We start from the raw sequence: 15590 nt of genomic DNA, 5'->3' as shown, positions 1-15590 counted from the left end.
CTTGATCGATGGTTATTGGTTATGAAGTATCGGCGCGAGGCTGGATCATGGCAACACAGTCACTCAGGAGCTCCGCTCATGAACATCCAGAAATCCATCACTGAACGTCTTTTTCAGGCCATCGGCTTCGAACTGCTGGCCATCCTGATCTGCACCCCGTTGTTGGCGTGGATCATGGACAAACCGATGCTCGACATGGGCGTCGTCACCGTAGTGATCGCCGCACTGGCCCTGGCCTGGAACGTGGTGTTCAACAGGGCGTTCGACCATGTGCTGCAGTGTTTCGAGATCGCGCACAACGCCTGGACACGAGTCGCCCATGCCTTGATGTTCGAAGGCGGCCTGGTGGCGGTCGGCGTTCCGCTGATTGCCTGGTGGCTGAACATCAGCCTGTGGCAGGCGTTCTTGCTGGATGCCGGGGTGCTGCTGTTTTTCCTGCCGTACACCTACGTTTACCACTGGGTGTATGACGTGGTGCGCGAGCGGGTGGTGATGAGTCGGGTCAAGCCGTACAGAGCTCACTGACAAACGCCAGAAACCTGCTTTCACGGGTATAAGCGCAAAAAAACGGGCTGATGATCAGCCCGTTTTTTTGCGACCTTCTTCGACCTCAACGTTTACACGGTCCATTGTAGGAGCCAGCTTGCTGGCGATGAGCTCAAGGGCGCCGCGTTCATCCTGGTGTCCCGCGTCATCGTTAACCACCATCGCCAGCAAGCTGGCTCCTACAGGTTCTACGTTTACCGGTGAATCGTGCGGATTACAGACACATCCCGCCCGACGCTTCGACACGCTGGCCGTTGATCCACTGGCTGCCCGGTGCCAGCAGCAGCGCAATCGCGGCGCCGATATCGTCCGGCAAACCGACGCGACCCAGCGCGGTATTGTCGGCGACCATTTTGTTCACCGCCGCATTGTCGCGCACGGTGCCGCCACCGAAATCGGTTTCGATGGCGCCCGGCGCCAGCGTGTTCACCGAAATGCCCCGCGCACCGAGTTCCTTGGCCTGGTAACGCGTCAGCACTTCCATCGCGCCTTTCATCGCGGCGTAGGTGCCGTAACCCGGCAGGCTGAAGCGGGTCAGGCCGCTGGAGACATTGAGGATGCGCCCGCCATCGGCGATCAGTGGCAGCAATTTCTGAGTGAGGAAAAACGGGCCTTTCAGGTGGATGTTCATCAGCAGATCGAACTGCTCGACGCTGGTGTCGACGAAGTTCGCGTACACACCAATGCCGGCGTTGTTCAGCAGGAAGTCGAAATGCTGGCGGTCGAAACGATTGCGCAGCACCTGCTCGACTTGTGTGGTGAAGTCCGCGAAACCTTCACTCTGGCCGACATCCAGTTGCAGCATCACTGCGCGACCACCAAGGCTTTCGATTTCTGCAACCAGTGCCTGGGCTTCATCGGCGCGGCTGTTGTAGGTGCCGATCACATCAATGCCTTGGGTGGCCAGATGCAGGGCTGCGTTTTTGCCGAGGCCGCGGCTGGCGCCGGTGATCAGTGCGATTTTACGAGTCATGGGGCTTCCTCATGGGTGTTGAGTAACGGTGTGGAGGAAGTTTATTTATCCGTCCAGGAGTGATAAACAGGCTGAAACTGGAATCACTGGTCGGACAATCCGAACAATACAAGGTCGGCCCATGAACAAACTGGAACTGCTGCGAACCTTCGCCCGTGTCAGCGAACTGTCGAGTTTCACCCTGGCCGGCGAAAGCCTCGGCTTGCCGCGTTCCACCGTTTCAGAGCACGTTCAGGCGCTGGAAACCTTGGTGGGGACGCGTCTGCTGCAACGCACAACGCGCCGGGTCCAGGCGACGCAGGACGGCCTGGTGCTGTACGAGCGCAGCAAGGACTTGCTGGCCAACATGGATGAAATCGAAGGGTTGTTTCGGCAGGACGCCGCTTCGCTTACAGGGCGGATTCGCTTCGACATGCCGCACTTTCTGGCGCGCCAGATGGTGTTGCCGCGCTTGCCGGAATTCATGGCGCTGCACCCCAACCTGGAGCTGGAAATCAGCACCAGTGATCGTCGGGTCGATTTGCAGCGCGAAGGTTTTGATTGCGTGGTGCGGGTCGGCGTGCAGCCGGATCAATCGGTGGTCGCCCGCCACGTGTGCGATTTTGCGATGGTCAATTGCGCCAGTCCGGCTTACTTGCAGCGTTATGGCGTGCCGGAAACGCTGGAGGACCTGGTACAGCATCGAATGGTGCATTACGTCGGCGTATTGGGTTCGCGTTCGGACGGTTTTTTGTACGAGGTGGACGGTGTGGAGAAGCGATTGCCGATGGCGGGCAGCGTCACGGTGAACAGCACCGACGCGTATGAAGGGGCGTGCCTGGGGGGCTTCGGATTGATTCAGGCGCCGCTCAATGGCATGCAGGCGCACCTGCTGAGCGGTGAGATGGTGGCGGTGTTGCCGCAGTTCAATGCGCCGTCGATGGAGGTGTCGCTGCTCTATGCCCGGCAACGGCATTTGCCGTTGCGGGTCAGAGCGTTCATGGACTGGCTGGCAATCACCATCCAATCCACTACCTGAAACCCTGACATAACCTGTGGGAGCGAGCCTGCTCGCGAAAGCGGTGGTTCAGTCAACATTGATGTTGAATGAGCGTCCTGATCGCGAGCAGGCTCGCTCCCACAGTGGTTGTATTCCAGGTTCAGCGCTTTGGGTCAGACGTGGAAATAGCCCACGCAGCTGTCGAACGGCAGACGCTTGAGCTCGATCTTGTTCAGGTCGAGCACTTCGCGCAGGGCCTTGGTTTCGCCCGGGAAGTTGCGGTAGGCGACTTCGTCCAGCACAACGATCGCGCCTTTCGGCATGTACGGCAGGAAGGTTTCCAGCGCGACTTTGGTCGATTCGTACAGGTCGGTGTCGAGGATCAGCATGGCCACGACCAGGTCAGGACGGGTCTTGACCCACTCCGGCACGGTCTTGACGATGTCGCCCTTGACCAGTTCGCAACGGGGGATGCGGTTGACCGGACGCAGCAGGTCGTTGGCGTCGATCATGTCCTGGATCAGCGACTGGTCGGTGTCGGAGAACATGGTCTCGTTGACGTCGGCCGGGTCTTCTTTCTTGTCGATGCTCTGGAAGCCTTCGAAGGTGTCGAAGCCAACGATCGAACGGTTGATCGCGTACGGCTCGAGAATCATCGACAAGTGCATGTACAGCATCAGCGAATTGCCTTTGTACACGCCGCACTCAATGATCGCGCCCGGTACTTCCGCGACTTTCTTGAACAGCTCCATGCGCGACAGCGCAGCGGTCACGCCGATGCGGTTGGCGAAGACGAACGGGGCGTCGGCCACGTACTCGGCATCGACCCGTTTCAGAACGTTGGCACGGGTTTCGTTGTACTGGGCCTCGGCAGGCGTGATGCGACGCTTGGTCATTGCTGGATTCCTTGGAAATTCGAGAAGTCGTGGGCGTGGAAATAGTCTTTGAAGCCTGCGCCAACGTCAGGGCAGGCGCTGTCGACGTTGATCGCGCCACGTTTGTGCTTGAGGTCGTCGAGGTGCATCAGGCGGAAATCCACGCTGAAGCGGGTTTGTTCGGTGTGGTTGGCAACCGTGCCATGCAAGTGCGAGCCGGAGAAAATCAGCATCTCGCCGGTGTTGCCGGCAATGCGCACTTCAGACGCGGTGTTGATCTCTTCCAGTGGCACCGGGTGCACCCGGACTTCCTCCTTGAGGTTGTCCTTGGCCTTGTGCCGCTGGTTGTTGATCCAGTCGTTGAGGCTCCATTCGCTGGAGGTGTTCTTCACCGGCACATCGAAGTAGCCGGCGTTGATCATCATGGTCTGGTCGGGGCGGATGGTGTGCACCGGCATCCAGGTGTTGATCTGGCAATCGACGCTGCCGTACCAGGTGTCGCGATGCGGTTTGTAGGCATAGCTGACACCGGCGTGCAGGTACTCATAGTTCGGTACGACGCGAATGCGCGGCACGTCGAAAATGTATTCACGCGGGTCGACGCCGATTTCGTCGATGAACGACAGGATCAGGTCCTTGGCGCGCTGGCTGTTGGTGAACTGGCCCTTGAGGCGCGTCACCAGGACCACGAATTCTTCCACCGGCATCAGCGTGTGCAGCGCCTGGTGATTGGTCTCGCCGTCGAAGGCAGCGGTGATGCTTTCCTGGGCGAACGCACACAGCTCTTTGGCAGCGCGCAGCTGAGTGTTCAGGAAAATGTCGCCGGCGTAGATGGCTTCTTTGAAGTCAGCTTTCTGTTGAAGCTGATTGATGTACAGATTCACGATTCCACTCCTGAATGCATCGAGTCTCTTAAGAGTCGGCCACACGTTAGCAAACTGAAGTGCAATCAGGCGGGCGGTAGATCAATAAAAGTGTGATTCGCTGAATTTGCGACGAAAAGCATTCGCCCCCAGCAAAAAAAATCCCCCTGTAGGAGCGAGCCTGCTCGCGATGGTCGTTAACGGTGACGCGTGCTTACTGACTTAACGCGGCGCCTTTGAGTCCATCGCGAGCAGGCTCGCTCCTACAGGGAAGGCGTAGGTCTAGAAGATCTGGGTGAACAGCCAGTACAAGCTGCCCGACAACAGGATCGCCGCCGGCAAGGTCAGCACCCAGGCCATCGCCAGGTTGCGGATGGTCTTCATCTGCAAGCCGCCGCCGTTGGCGACCATGGTCCCGGCCACGCCCGACGACAGCACATGGGTGGTCGACACCGGCAGCCCGAACATGTCCGCCGCACCGATCGTCAGCATGGCCACGGTTTTCGCCGAGGCACCCTGGGCGTACGTCAGGTGGGTCTTGCCGATCTTTTCACCGACCGTCACCACGATGCGTTTCCAGCCGACCATGGTGCCCAGGCCCAGCGCGATCGCCACCGCGATCTTCACCCACAACGGAATGAACCGCGTCGAGTTGTCGATCTGCTGCTTGAACAGTTGCAGTTTGCCAGTGGTGTCAGCGTCGAAATTGCCGACCTTGTTCTTGTCCATCAGGCGAATGGTTTCGCTGGTCAGGTACATGTCGTTACGCACGTTGCCCACGGCTTCCACCGGGACTTTCGACAGCGAACCGTAACCCTTCACTTCGTTGCCGATATTACCGGCCAGCGTGGCAAGGGCAGGAATCAGCTGCGGCGTGGCTTCCTTGGTGCGCACGTAATCGGACAGCACCGCACGCGGGTCGGCGGGTGCTGGCAGCGCGGTGGTTTTCATCAGCGCCTGTTGGGTCACTTCGGCAACGGCCGCGAATTGCAGCGACTGGTCCGCCGGCATGGTGCGGTTCAGCGCGTACGCCATTGGCAGGGTGCCCACCAGGATCAGCATGATCAGGCCCATGCCTTTCTGGCCGTCGTTGGAACCGTGGGCGAAGGACACGCCGGTGCAGGTCAGGATCAACATGCCGCGAATCCACCACGGTGGCGGCGTGTTGCCTTGCGGTTCCTTGTACAGCGCGCGGTTCTTGACGAAGGCGCGCAGGGCCAGCAGCAACAACGCGGCGCAGCCGAAGCCGACCAGCGGCGAGAGCAGCAGCGCATAACCGACCTTGGTCGCTTGCGCCCAATCCACGCCGCTGGTGCCGTCACGCCCGTGCATCAGGGCATTGGCGACGCCGACGCCGATGATCGAACCGATCAGCGTGTGCGACGACGAGGCCGGCAGGCCCAGCCACCAGGTGCCGAGGTTCCACAGGATCGCCGCGATCAGCAGGGCGAAAATCATCGCGAAACCGGCGGACGAGCCGACTTGCAGAATCAGCTCCACCGGCAGCAGGGCGATGATGCCGAACGCCACCGCACCGCTCGACAGCAGCACGCCGAGGAAGTTGAAGAACCCGGACCACACCACCGCAAAGTTCGGCGGCAGCGAATTGGTGTAAATCACCGTGGCCACCGCGTTGGCGGTGTCGTGGAAACCGTTGACGAACTCGAAGCCCAGGGCGATCAGCAACGCCACGCCCAACAGCAGGAACGGCGTCCACGTGGTGACCACCGTGCCGAGTTCGTTCATGTCGTGCATCAGGCTGTAAGCGGTGAACAACAGGCCGATGGACAGCACGGCGAAGAAAATCACGATGGTCAGCAGGCCGGGTTTTTTATCGAACTGCGGCTTGGCGCTGCTGGCCGACGCCGGGGCGGCGGTGTAGGAAGGAGTAGCCATGACGGACAATCCTGAGGAGGGAGGAGTGTCTGCCATGTTCGTTGCAAAATGTTACAGGGAAGCTGCGTTGGGTCAGGGTTTGGGTTTTTTGCCGATTCATTGATCCGAACCCACCCCCGTTCACTGTAGGAGCGAGCTTGCTCGCGAAGGTCGTGAACGATAACGCGTTAAGCCAGATACCCCGCGTTGCACTTTGGTTTTTCGCGAGCAAGCTCGCTCCTACAGGGGAACGATGTTTACTTAGTAATCCTCGCGTTTTTTGAACGCCCAGCGCCCCGCGATCACGGTAAACGTCGCCACCAGGGCCACGAGAATCCAGAACCCCTCCGGGTCCTGGGACAGCGGCACGCCGCCCACATTCATGCCAAAGAAACCGGCAATGATGTTGATCGGAAGCGCCAGCACCGTCACCACCGTGAGGGTGAACAGCGTGCGGTTGCTCTGCTCGTTGAGGTTGGCGGCGATCTCTTCCTGCAACAGCTTGATCCGCTCGCCCAGTGCCGTCAGGTCGTTAATGATCAGCGCAAACTCCTCGGTGGACTTGCGCAGCTCCTTCACGTCTTCCTTTTGCAACCATTGCGGAGGGCGGTTGAGCAGGCGCAGCAACGAGCCCGGTTCCAGGGCCAGCAGCCGTTGCAGGCGCACCAGCACGCGTCGATTGGCGCCCAGTTCCGCGCGGTTGGTCGACAGCCGTGAGGAGAGCAATTCATCTTCGATCTGATCGACGCTGAGGCTGGTCTTGCGCACGATCTGCGTCAGCACTTCGCCCTGGTCACGCAGCAGATGCACGAGCAATTCCAGCGGCGAGCGAAAGCGTTCGCCGGCCTTCACCGATGAACGCAATTTGTCCACCGAGTGCAGCGGTTGCAGGCGCGCGCTGATGATCAGGCGGCTGCGGGCGCAGACCCACAGCGTCGAGACATCCGAAGAGACCATGCTGCTGAGGTTGAACACCACATCGTTGACCACCGCCAGCAACGCCGAATCGACGTGCTCGATGCGCGTCGAACGCGAGCCTTCATGCAAGGCTTCGAAAAATTCGTCAGGCAGTTCCAGATGACTTTTCATCCAGCGCTCGCACGCGGCGTGGGCGAGGTTCAGGTGCAGCCAGAGAAATTCGTCACTGTCCTCCGGCTGTTGCAGGCAACGCAACGCCATGGCCGAGTCGATCTCCCGACCACGTTCGCCGGGACGAAAACTGAAACCGTACAGCAGACCAAACAGGTCCGGGTCGCGATGGCTTTGGTCGATGCTGTGGTTCATGAGGTCTCACTGCGAGGAGGTGGCCGGTCGCGGGTTTCACAGGCTCACTTGAGCCGCATCATCGCAAGGTCTCTTGACAGTTTTGTGACGGATTCGGCCAACGCAACGGTCGATTTCCGGGCCGAAACCATTACCCTTTGCAGGCCAGCATCAAGGCTCTGGACAGCGCCAGTGGTGAGCTTTGCGCGGCTGTGTACCGACGCGCTTACCGAGTCGGTACACAGTCGATCTCAAGTGCGCCGACCTGATGTCGATGATGAGCGTAAACCCGTCACCTCAATGGAAAACGCCATGATCAGCATCACCTCTGTTTCGATCACCCAGCCCGTCACCACCACGTCGAGCAAAGCCGCAGCAAGCACCGACGACACGTCCGTCACCGCCAGCACCGAGGCGTCCAGCGACGACACCACCAAGGTGTCTGCCAATGGCGCACCGGCGGCGAGTGGCGGCAGCTCCAGCAGCAGCGAAGAATCGGATTCGGTGAAAGCCCTGCGCAAGCAGATCGCCGAGCTGCAAAAGCAATTGCAGGAACAACAGCAACAACTTCAAGCGGCCCAGGCCAAGCAGGAAAGTGCAGACGCCAAGGCCGCCGATGTGGCGGCGGCCCAGTCGCAGATCGCGACGACGGCGGGTTCATTGCAGACCGCGACAGCGGCGTTGCTGGCGGCGCTGCAGGAAGAAGGCAGCAGCACGTCGGGAACGATGGTCAGTACGTCGGCCTGATCCTGATGCGCAAAAGCCGCACGAGTATCAGCTCATGCGGCTTTGCGCGGTGTGTCGGCGAGGCTATTTGACGCTCAGGACCTTGCCGGTAACGGCCAGTAGGTCGACGTTCTTCTCGACCTTGTTCGCGTCGATCAGGTCGACTTCATAGATGTAGCCGTCGAGGCGATGTTCCAGCTGGGTTTTGGTAATCCTCGACCCCGGGTGCAGCTTCAACGCGATTTGGTTCAGTTCTTCCAGCGGCTTGATCTTGCCCTCCTTTTGCAGCTGGGGAATCTGGTGCAGCAGCACATCGTCTTCGCTCGCTTGAGCCAAACCGGCAGCGAGGGCCAGGGTGGCGGCGACGAAAAAAGCGGTCTTTGTTTTCATGGGGTCATTCCTTGGATGAGTTGATTGCGAGCGCTCAAGCTAATCGCGGCAACTTAACTCATCCTTAAAATTTACCTCGCCGAATCAAAGTCTTACAAACACCATGACGCAAAAATCCGCACGATCCGAAAATCGTGCGGCTTGTTTTTTGTGAGCGTCAGTCGTCTTGCTTGTTCTTCAGGACTTCGCCGGTGGCGGCATTCAGGTCCACGTCCCATTCAACGCCTTTGGCGTCTTTCAGTTCGACTTCGTACTCGTAGAGGCCCGGGTGTTGGTCGAGGTCGCTGTCGGTGATCGTGGCGCCCGGATGCAGTTTCAGTACGATCTGGTTCAACTCTTCCAGCGACTTGATTTTCTTATCCTTGACAAGCTGAGGGATCTGATCGACAGGCACATCAGCCGCCTGGGCCAGGCCAGCGGAGAGGGTCAGGGCAGCAGCGGTGAACAGGGCAGTCAAAGTCTTCATGGGGTTCATTCCTTGGGTGAGCCGTTTAAGTGGGGCCAGATTAACTGTGGCAACTTAATTCAGGCTTAATTCCTGTAGGAGCCGGCTTGCTGGCGATGCAGTCACCTCGGTCCGTGATCAATACCCATTGTTCTGCAACAACTGCGCAACCGTCCCCGCCGCCGGACGCTTGTAGAACTTCAACAACTCGCTGGCACGGTTGGTGAAAATGCCATCGACGCCGGCGTCCATGACCTTCTGGTAATCCACCGCATCATCGACGGTGTAAACGTGCACCAACAAACCCTGGTCGTGGGTGTACTGATTCATCCAGGGTTTCACCAGGTCCGAGTAGCTCTGGTCACCGCCGTTGGTCAGCGCCGCAGAAGGGCCGGTGCCGATGGCGCCCTGGGCTTTGGCGTACTCGATCCACTGCTGGAACTCGGCTTTGTCCTTTGGTTCCTGTTTGGCGTAATACGTGGCTTTGTCCTTGTCGCCGGACTCGGCAAACGCCACCTTGGACTTCGGTTCGATGCTGCCTTCGCCTACCCACAGCAACAGAATCTTCGGCACCTGCGGCATTTCCTTCTGCAGCAATTCAAGGCTGCTCTTCTCGAACGTTTGCAGCACCACTTTGCCTTTGCCCTGGCCGACGGCCAATTCGCTCTTCGCCAGTTTCGAACCGACCGGGCTCAACCAGCCGCGATCGTGCAATTTATCCTTGAGGTCGCGTTCGATGTTGGGGAATTGCTTCGGCTCCTTGGTTTCGATGTACAGGCCGGGCTTGTGCAGCGGATTGCCCTGGGCGATGTCGATGATTTCATCGAGGGTCAGGATCTTCAGGCCAGCGTAGGAAGGACGCGCGCGCTCCGGGTACGCAGTGTTGAACCAGCTGCCGGCGTCGAGGGTTTTCAGTTCGGCAATGGTGAAGGCGTTGGCCGGGCTGTCCTTGCGCTCCGGGAATTTGCTGGCGACGTCGGTGGTGCGTTGCAGGTTGTTGTCGTGCAGGGCAAACAGCACGCCGTCCTTGCTGCGTTGCAGGTCGAGTTCGAGGTAATCGGCACCGAGGTCGCGCGCCAGTTTGTAGGCGGCGGCGGTGGATTCCGGGGCATCGAAAGACGCGCCCCGGTGGGCAATCACCGCCGGGTGCGGGATGCCTGAACGGGCGGCCAGTGAAGCAGGGCTCGGTTCGCTGGCGGCCTGGGCCTGACCGAGGCCGAGCAGCACGCTCAGCAGCAGGGCGCTATTGGTGAAAGTGACTGGCATGCTCGAGATCCTTTCGCAGAGTGTTTTCAAAGAGGTCTCTTTTAACAACTGAGCGCCACTTGCGCTATCGCGAGACCGACATAAACGTGTTTAAAGCGGATTTTTTCAGCGCTTTTGTGCGGCTCTTTGCAGTACGCTTGGCCACGGCAGTTTCCCCGGCAGAGGGAACGCCACTCCGTTGCCCTGCGTGTAAACCATTGATCACTTCCGTGAGGTTTATATGCGCATCACTTCCGAACTCATCTGCCAGGCCGCCGACCAACTCAACGGCTTCGTCGGCCTCAATCGCAAGACCGGCCGGTACATCGTGCGTTTCAGCGAAGATTCCTTCGGCATGGACGTGGCGGATGACGGCATCATTCCCACCAGTGAATTCGTCTGGGCGCCGGGGCCCGGGCAGGCGATGACGCTGAAGCGCGAGTTGATTCAGTTGTTGCTAGATCAGAACATCGATGACCGGATCAACATCACCGAGCCGTTGCGGGTGTACATGAAGCGGCGGGAAGTGCCGGAGATTTCGGCGGTGCGGAGTTTGGTGCGGGGCTGAAGTTTTGTAGGGTTTTTGATGGCCCCATCGCGAGCAGGCTCGCTCCCACAGTGGTTTTGTGTACGACACACATCCCCCTGTGGGAGCGAGCCTGCTCGCGATGGCGGCCTAAAGAACACCGCATCATCTACGTCTTGAACTCATAAGCGCGTTCAACCCTGCACACGCGTGTACTGCACGCCGAATACCAGGTCGAACGCCCGCGCTCACGAATCGCACTGTGCTCAGGATGCTGTTTCCAAGCGAGGATCGCCGCCTCACTGGCCCAGTAGGACACCGTAATCCCAAGCCCATCCTCACCCCGCGCCGACTCCACACCGAGAAACCCCGGCTGCTCCCGCACCAGTTCAAGCATGCGCTCGGCGGCTTCGGCGTAACCCTGATCACCCTCTGTGCGCAGGGAGGTGAAAATCACCGCGTAACAAGGCGCCACCGGTGTCTGGGCAATCATGATTGTTGCCTCGCGCACGCATCGATCAACGCTCTCACCAGAGGCGGCAACAGCCCCTTGAGCGCAGCACGTTCCGGTTGAAACAGCGTGGCGACAAAGAATGGATGCCCCCTTAATTCCACCGCCCGCAAATCCCCTGAAGAGTCGTGCCCGACCGCACACAATTGTTGGCTCAGCAAGGCCTGCTCGAACTCGGGATTCACACCATAGCGGCAGCGATAACCTTCGCGAATCTCAGCCTTTTCGTACGCCTTGGCGATCAACGAACCTTCAACCAAATGAATGCTGTCGACAGCTTCGACAAGCGAGCACGTCAGTGGCGTGAGCACCGCGCGCGCCGCATCGGGTGACGTCTCACCATGCTCGGCATCTTCCCAGCCCAACACATTGCGGGCGTATTCGAGAACCGCGTACTGAAAACCACCACAGGTGCCGAGGAAAGGTCGCCCTTGTTCGCGGGCAAAGCGGATCGCACGCAGCGCACCGTCCGTGTCGCGATAGGGGCTGGCCGGTACGCACCAGAAACCGTCGAAGTCGTGCAGCGGCGTATCGGCGTTGATCTGCTCGGTGGCCAGCCACTGGAACTGCACGTCCAGGCCCGTGTGTTCGGCGACCATGCCGAGGGCGACCGGGATGGCCTGGTGGGCGGTGACTTGCGGGTCGTGATCGCCGATCAGGGCGATGCGGATAGCGTGTTTTTCCATGAGGGCTCTCGGCGCTTGTTGATTCCTGGAGCCCACTATAGATTGGCGTTCACGCACTCAATATTGGCGTTTTCCCAAGTGATCAATGCAGCGGCGCACTATCGACTGGACTACCCCGACCTGGCCCTGATTCTCGCCCTGGTGCGCGGCGGCTCGCTGGCACGGGCTTCGGCGCTGCTCAAGGTCGACGTCTCGACCGTGTTCCGCGCCGTGCGTCGACTCGAAGCCGCGCTCGGCCAGCAACTGTTCGAAAAAAGCCGCGCCGGCTACTTGCCGACCACGCTGGCGCAAACCCTGGCCGAACAGGCCGAGCGCGCGGAACAGGCGCTGGAGGCGGCGCGGATTGGCGTGGAGCAGGGCGGTGAAGTGATCAGCGGCACCGTGCGCCTGACCTGTACCGATTCGGTCCTGCAAGGCTTGCTGCTGCCGGCGCTGGCGCAGTTCATGCCCGGTTATCCGGCGTTGACGATCGAATTGAGCACGTCCAACGACTTCGCCAACCTCAGCCGCCGGGACGCCGACATTGCCTTGCGCCTGACGCGAACGCCGCCCGAACACTTGGTTGGCCGGCACCTGGCCCAGGTGTCGTATCGCGTGTGTGCGAGCGCGGCGTATCTGAAATCGGTGGATGCCGAAGACCTGGCGTCGCTGACCTGGATCGCCCCGGACGACTTCCTGCCCGATCACCCCACGGTCGCCTGGCGTCGTCAGCAGTTGCCCGGCGTGATGCCGGGGTATCGCTGCAACAGCATGTTGTCGGTCACCGAGCTGGTGCGCGCCGGGCTTGGTGTCGCGGCGTTGCCGGACTTCCTGATCGGCGACGGGCTGCAACCGCTGGGCGAACCGCTGCACGGCTACGACACCGCGCTGTGGTTGCTGACCCGTCCGGACTGCCGCGCCTTACGCTCGGTGGTGACCCTGTTCGACGAGCTGGGGCGGGCGTTGAAATTGCCTTGAGCCGTTTCAGCCCGGCTGACGCTCATTGGCAAACATGCTCACCGCCTGCACCGCATTGCTCGCACCGTCGCGAATCTGCAGGATCACCGTGCCCGCCTGATTGGCCAGTTCGACACCTTCCGCCGCCCGGTCCCGGGTACCGTCCATGCTCTTGATCGCTTGCCGGGTTTCACTCTGGATCAAGCCGATCATGGTGGAAATCTCTGCCGTTGAACCGCTGGTACGGGCGGCCAGTTGGCGCACTTCGTCCGCCACCACGGCGAATCCACGGCCCTGTTCGCCGGCGCGGGCGGCTTCGATGGCGGCGTTGAGGGCCAGCAGATTGGTCTGGTCGGCGATGGCGCGGATGGTGTTGACGATGGCGGTGATCTGCTCCGAGCGCTCGCCCAGATGGGCAATCAAGGTCGAAGACTGCTCGATGTTGGCGGCGATTTCATGCATTTCGCTGGCGGCTTGCTGGATCACCTGAGTGCCGTGTTCGGCGACTCGGCGGGTCTCCACCGAGATGTGATACGCCTCGCTGGCGCTGTGGGCGTCGCGTTCGTGCTGCTCGACCCGCGCCGTCACGTCGGAGGCGAACTTGACCACTTTGCACAAGCGTCCACCCGCGTCGTACACCGGGTTGTAGTTGGCTTCCAGCCACACGGTTTGCCCACGCTTGTCCACACGCTCGAACTGGCCGTGGAAGAACTCGCCCTGATTGAGCCGACGCCAGAAATCCTGATAAGCGCTGCTGTTCACCGTTTCGGCCGTGCAGAACAGCCGGTGATGTTTGCCCTTGAGCTCGGCGAGGCTGTAACCCATGCGTGTCAGAAAATTCTGGTTGGCACTGATGACCGTGCCGTCCGGGTTGAACTCGATGACCGCCATGGCGCGGTCGATGGCCTGCAACTTGGCGGCGGATTCACTTTCCTGCTGCACCTTGGCAGTGACGTCCATGGCGTATTTGATCACCTTCACCACGTTGCCCGAGGCGTCCTTGATCGGGTTGTAACTGGCCTCCAGCCAGATCGGTTGCCCATTGCTGGCCACCCGTTCAAAGGTCCCCGACTCGAATTGTCCGTTTTTCAGGCGTGCCCACAGTTGCTCATATTGGCTGCTGCGCGCGAACTCGGGTTTGCAGAACTGGCGATGAGATTGCCCCAGCACCTGGTCGCGTTGATAACCCATGGTCTTGAGAAAGTTGTCGTTGGCGCGCAGGACATTGCCATTGAGGTCGAATTCAATCACCGCCATCGAGCGATCGATCGCTTCCAGCAGGGCATTTTTGTGGTCGAGGTTTTGTTCGAGGGCATCAATAGCGGATTTATGGCGATTGAATAGCATGGCTGCAAGGCTCTGGAGGGTGGAAACCATGGAGTCAGTCCCTGATTCTGCGCCTGCGAGCCGAAGACAGAGGTTGCCTTCGGCGTTGTCTGCTCAATGTCAGCGGTCCATGACTGACAGGAAATACTTATACAAAAAAACCATATAGTTGTACAAGAATTGGTTTTTCTGACTATTTGTACAAGTTTTCAGGCGATAAAATTTCTTAGCTGACCGCGATCGAACGCGTCAATGAACTGCTTATTTTGTTTCGGCCGGTTTTCTTGGCGATGTAGAGCGCTTTATCCGCGTCGTTGAGCCAAGCGTTCGCGTCGCTGAACTGTAGCTGGTACGTGGCAAGGCCGATGCTCAGGCTGATGCGCAATTCGGGCGCTTCCTGATGGCGGTACTCATGCAGCACTTCACGTAAGCGTTCCATGACCCCTTGCACCTGGTGCAGCGGCATGTCCGGCAGGATCACGCAAAACTCGTCACCGCCGTAGCGCCCGGCCAGATCGCATTCGCGCAGGTTGCGTTTGAGCTCGGCGCTCAACTGGCGCAGCACCGAGTCGCCGACGATGTGTCCGTAGGTGTCGTTGATCAGCTTGAAGTGATCGATGTCGATCAAGGCAATCGCGGCGGGTTGCCGAAGTTCGCGGCAGTGCTGGAACTGCAGCTGCAACAGGTCTTTCCAGGCGCCGTGGTTGAGCAACCCGGTCAGGCTGTCGGTGCGGCTCAGGGCACTCAAGGTGCGTTTGTGCTCGGACAGTTTGATCGCCAGTCGATAGCAGACCATGCCGACCGCAAACGGGTAGAGTGTGAGAATCGGCAGGCACGCCCAAGTCTGCAAAGGGGTGGTCGTCGAGGTAAACGTGGCGCCAAACAGCAGCCAGGCAAACATCACGCCTGCGAGTTGGGCGAGGGTGCCGAACATGAACAGCCGCAGGCCTCCGGTGGCGACATTGTTCATCGCCATCATCGCGAGGATGGTCACCGTGGTCAGCGGATTGAACTGAACCGTAGCGGCCCAGAAACCGCCGCACAACGAGTCGAAGAGCAGGTTGCGGCGCTCGGTCTTGTAGGGAAAGTTCGCGCGGGTCGACAGTTGATACGCCACATGGGGCCAGACAAAGGCGTTGACCAGCATCAACACCCAGACCCAAGACGGCATGTTCAAGGGCGCCAGCGCAGCGGCGACGCCAAGGCAACCGACGGCCAGCCCAAGGGCCCGGGGCAAGTAAATGCGTCTGGCAAATGACAAGCCCTTGCCGCGTCGGTTTTCCATAATGTCCTGCGCCAGATTCATTCTGAAACACATTGCCGTGTTTCTTCAGAGCTACCGTTCATCGGTAAATCGGCGGACATTGTCATTTATTCCAGCAGGAATAATCAGTGTCCTTCGAAGCCATTTAACGGTAATCATGC

17 protein-coding genes are annotated in these 15590 nt (G+C 59.8%); 5 read left to right on the top strand and 12 right to left on the bottom strand.

Annotated features, from left to right (window positions below; all coding sequences use genetic code 11):
• Positions 1-78 precede the first annotated feature (78 nt).
• Positions 79-525: a multidrug/biocide efflux PACE transporter gene (locus tag ACF6ZU_RS05625; protein ID WP_392890886.1), complete on the top strand. Its 447-nt coding sequence runs from the start codon at positions 79-81 to the stop codon at positions 523-525.
• A gap of 235 nt (positions 526-760) precedes the next feature.
• Here ACF6ZU_RS05625 and ACF6ZU_RS05620 read toward each other — a convergent pair whose 3' ends face one another.
• The gene (locus ACF6ZU_RS05620; RefSeq protein ID WP_392890885.1) at positions 761-1519 is read right to left on the bottom strand and encodes an SDR family NAD(P)-dependent oxidoreductase; all 759 of its coding nucleotides are present in this window, start codon (positions 1517-1519) and stop codon (positions 761-763) included.
• 121 nt (positions 1520-1640) lie between these two features.
• Between ACF6ZU_RS05620 and ACF6ZU_RS05615 the strand changes: the two genes are divergently transcribed.
• Positions 1641-2537, top strand: a complete 897-nt coding sequence (locus tag ACF6ZU_RS05615; RefSeq protein ID WP_392890884.1) for a LysR family transcriptional regulator — start codon at positions 1641-1643, stop codon at positions 2535-2537.
• 134 nt (positions 2538-2671) lie between these two features.
• Here ACF6ZU_RS05615 and ACF6ZU_RS05610 read toward each other — a convergent pair whose 3' ends face one another.
• The 4 genes from ACF6ZU_RS05610 to ACF6ZU_RS05595 form a co-directional block, all read right to left on the bottom strand.
• Positions 2672-3394, bottom strand: a complete 723-nt coding sequence (locus ACF6ZU_RS05610; protein WP_046031989.1) for a TylF/MycF/NovP-related O-methyltransferase — start codon at positions 3392-3394, stop codon at positions 2672-2674.
• Complete coding sequence (locus tag ACF6ZU_RS05605; RefSeq protein WP_392890883.1) at positions 3391-4257, bottom strand: hypothetical protein; 867 nt, start codon at positions 4255-4257, stop codon at positions 3391-3393. The genes ACF6ZU_RS05610 and ACF6ZU_RS05605 overlap by 4 nt, the downstream gene beginning before the upstream one ends.
• A gap of 261 nt (positions 4258-4518) precedes the next feature.
• On the bottom strand, positions 4519-6132 hold the full coding sequence (locus tag ACF6ZU_RS05600) for an inorganic phosphate transporter (RefSeq protein WP_392890882.1): 1614 nt from the start codon (positions 6130-6132) through the stop codon (positions 4519-4521).
• 240 nt (positions 6133-6372) lie between these two features.
• Positions 6373-7395 carry a transporter gene (locus ACF6ZU_RS05595; protein WP_392890881.1) on the bottom strand — a complete coding sequence of 341 codons (1023 nt, stop codon included), beginning with the start codon at positions 7393-7395 and terminating at the stop codon, positions 6373-6375.
• 291 nt (positions 7396-7686) lie between these two features.
• Here ACF6ZU_RS05595 and ACF6ZU_RS05590 point away from each other — a divergent pair, with 291 nt between their 5' ends.
• Positions 7687-8121, top strand: coding sequence for a hypothetical protein (locus tag ACF6ZU_RS05590; RefSeq protein WP_392890880.1), 435 nt, complete (start codon positions 7687-7689; stop codon positions 8119-8121).
• 63 nt (positions 8122-8184) lie between these two features.
• On the opposite strand, the gene ACF6ZU_RS05585 is transcribed toward ACF6ZU_RS05590, so the two are convergent.
• The 3 genes from ACF6ZU_RS05585 to ACF6ZU_RS05575 all read right to left on the bottom strand — a co-directional run bounded on the left by ACF6ZU_RS05585 (position 8185) and on the right by ACF6ZU_RS05575 (position 10201).
• Positions 8185-8490: a PepSY domain-containing protein gene (locus tag ACF6ZU_RS05585; protein WP_392890879.1), complete on the bottom strand. Its 306-nt coding sequence runs from the start codon at positions 8488-8490 to the stop codon at positions 8185-8187.
• Between the two features lie 157 nt (positions 8491-8647).
• Positions 8648-8956: a PepSY domain-containing protein gene (locus ACF6ZU_RS05580; protein ID WP_392890878.1), complete on the bottom strand. Its 309-nt coding sequence runs from the start codon at positions 8954-8956 to the stop codon at positions 8648-8650.
• Positions 8957-9073: 117 nt separating this feature from the next.
• Complete coding sequence (locus ACF6ZU_RS05575; protein ID WP_392890877.1) at positions 9074-10201, bottom strand: glycerophosphodiester phosphodiesterase; 1128 nt, start codon at positions 10199-10201, stop codon at positions 9074-9076.
• 220 nt (positions 10202-10421) lie between these two features.
• Here ACF6ZU_RS05575 and ACF6ZU_RS05570 point away from each other — a divergent pair, with 220 nt between their 5' ends.
• Positions 10422-10748: a DUF2025 family protein gene (locus ACF6ZU_RS05570; RefSeq protein ID WP_392890876.1), complete on the top strand. Its 327-nt coding sequence runs from the start codon at positions 10422-10424 to the stop codon at positions 10746-10748.
• A 127-nt stretch (positions 10749-10875) separates the two neighbouring features.
• On the opposite strand, the gene ACF6ZU_RS05565 is transcribed toward ACF6ZU_RS05570, so the two are convergent.
• Positions 10876-11199, bottom strand: coding sequence for an antibiotic biosynthesis monooxygenase family protein (locus ACF6ZU_RS05565; RefSeq protein WP_392890875.1), 324 nt, complete (start codon positions 11197-11199; stop codon positions 10876-10878).
• Positions 11196-11903, bottom strand: a complete 708-nt coding sequence (locus ACF6ZU_RS05560) for a CTP synthase (RefSeq protein ID WP_392890874.1) — start codon at positions 11901-11903, stop codon at positions 11196-11198. The genes ACF6ZU_RS05565 and ACF6ZU_RS05560 overlap by 4 nt, the downstream gene beginning before the upstream one ends.
• 15 nt (positions 11904-11918) lie before the next feature.
• Between ACF6ZU_RS05560 and ACF6ZU_RS05555 the strand changes: the two genes are divergently transcribed.
• Positions 11919-12860, top strand: a complete 942-nt coding sequence (locus tag ACF6ZU_RS05555; RefSeq protein ID WP_392890873.1) for a LysR family transcriptional regulator — start codon at positions 11919-11921, stop codon at positions 12858-12860.
• Between the two features lie 6 nt (positions 12861-12866).
• Here the strand turns inward: ACF6ZU_RS05555 and ACF6ZU_RS05550 are convergent, their stop codons facing one another.
• On the bottom strand, positions 12867-14186 hold the full coding sequence (locus tag ACF6ZU_RS05550) for a methyl-accepting chemotaxis protein (protein WP_392893710.1): 1320 nt from the start codon (positions 14184-14186) through the stop codon (positions 12867-12869).
• Between the two features lie 205 nt (positions 14187-14391).
• A complete protein-coding gene (locus ACF6ZU_RS05545; RefSeq protein WP_392893709.1) occupies positions 14392-15450 on the bottom strand; it encodes a diguanylate cyclase in 1059 nt (352 codons plus the stop codon).
• Positions 15451-15590 lie beyond the last annotated feature (140 nt).

Origin of the sequence: Pseudomonas migulae (genome assembly GCF_043225285.1) — a bacterium.
In the GTDB taxonomy this organism is placed as follows: Bacteria; Pseudomonadota; Gammaproteobacteria; order Pseudomonadales; family Pseudomonadaceae; genus Aquipseudomonas; species Aquipseudomonas migulae_C.
This window is presented reverse-complemented; position numbering and strand designations above follow the sequence as displayed.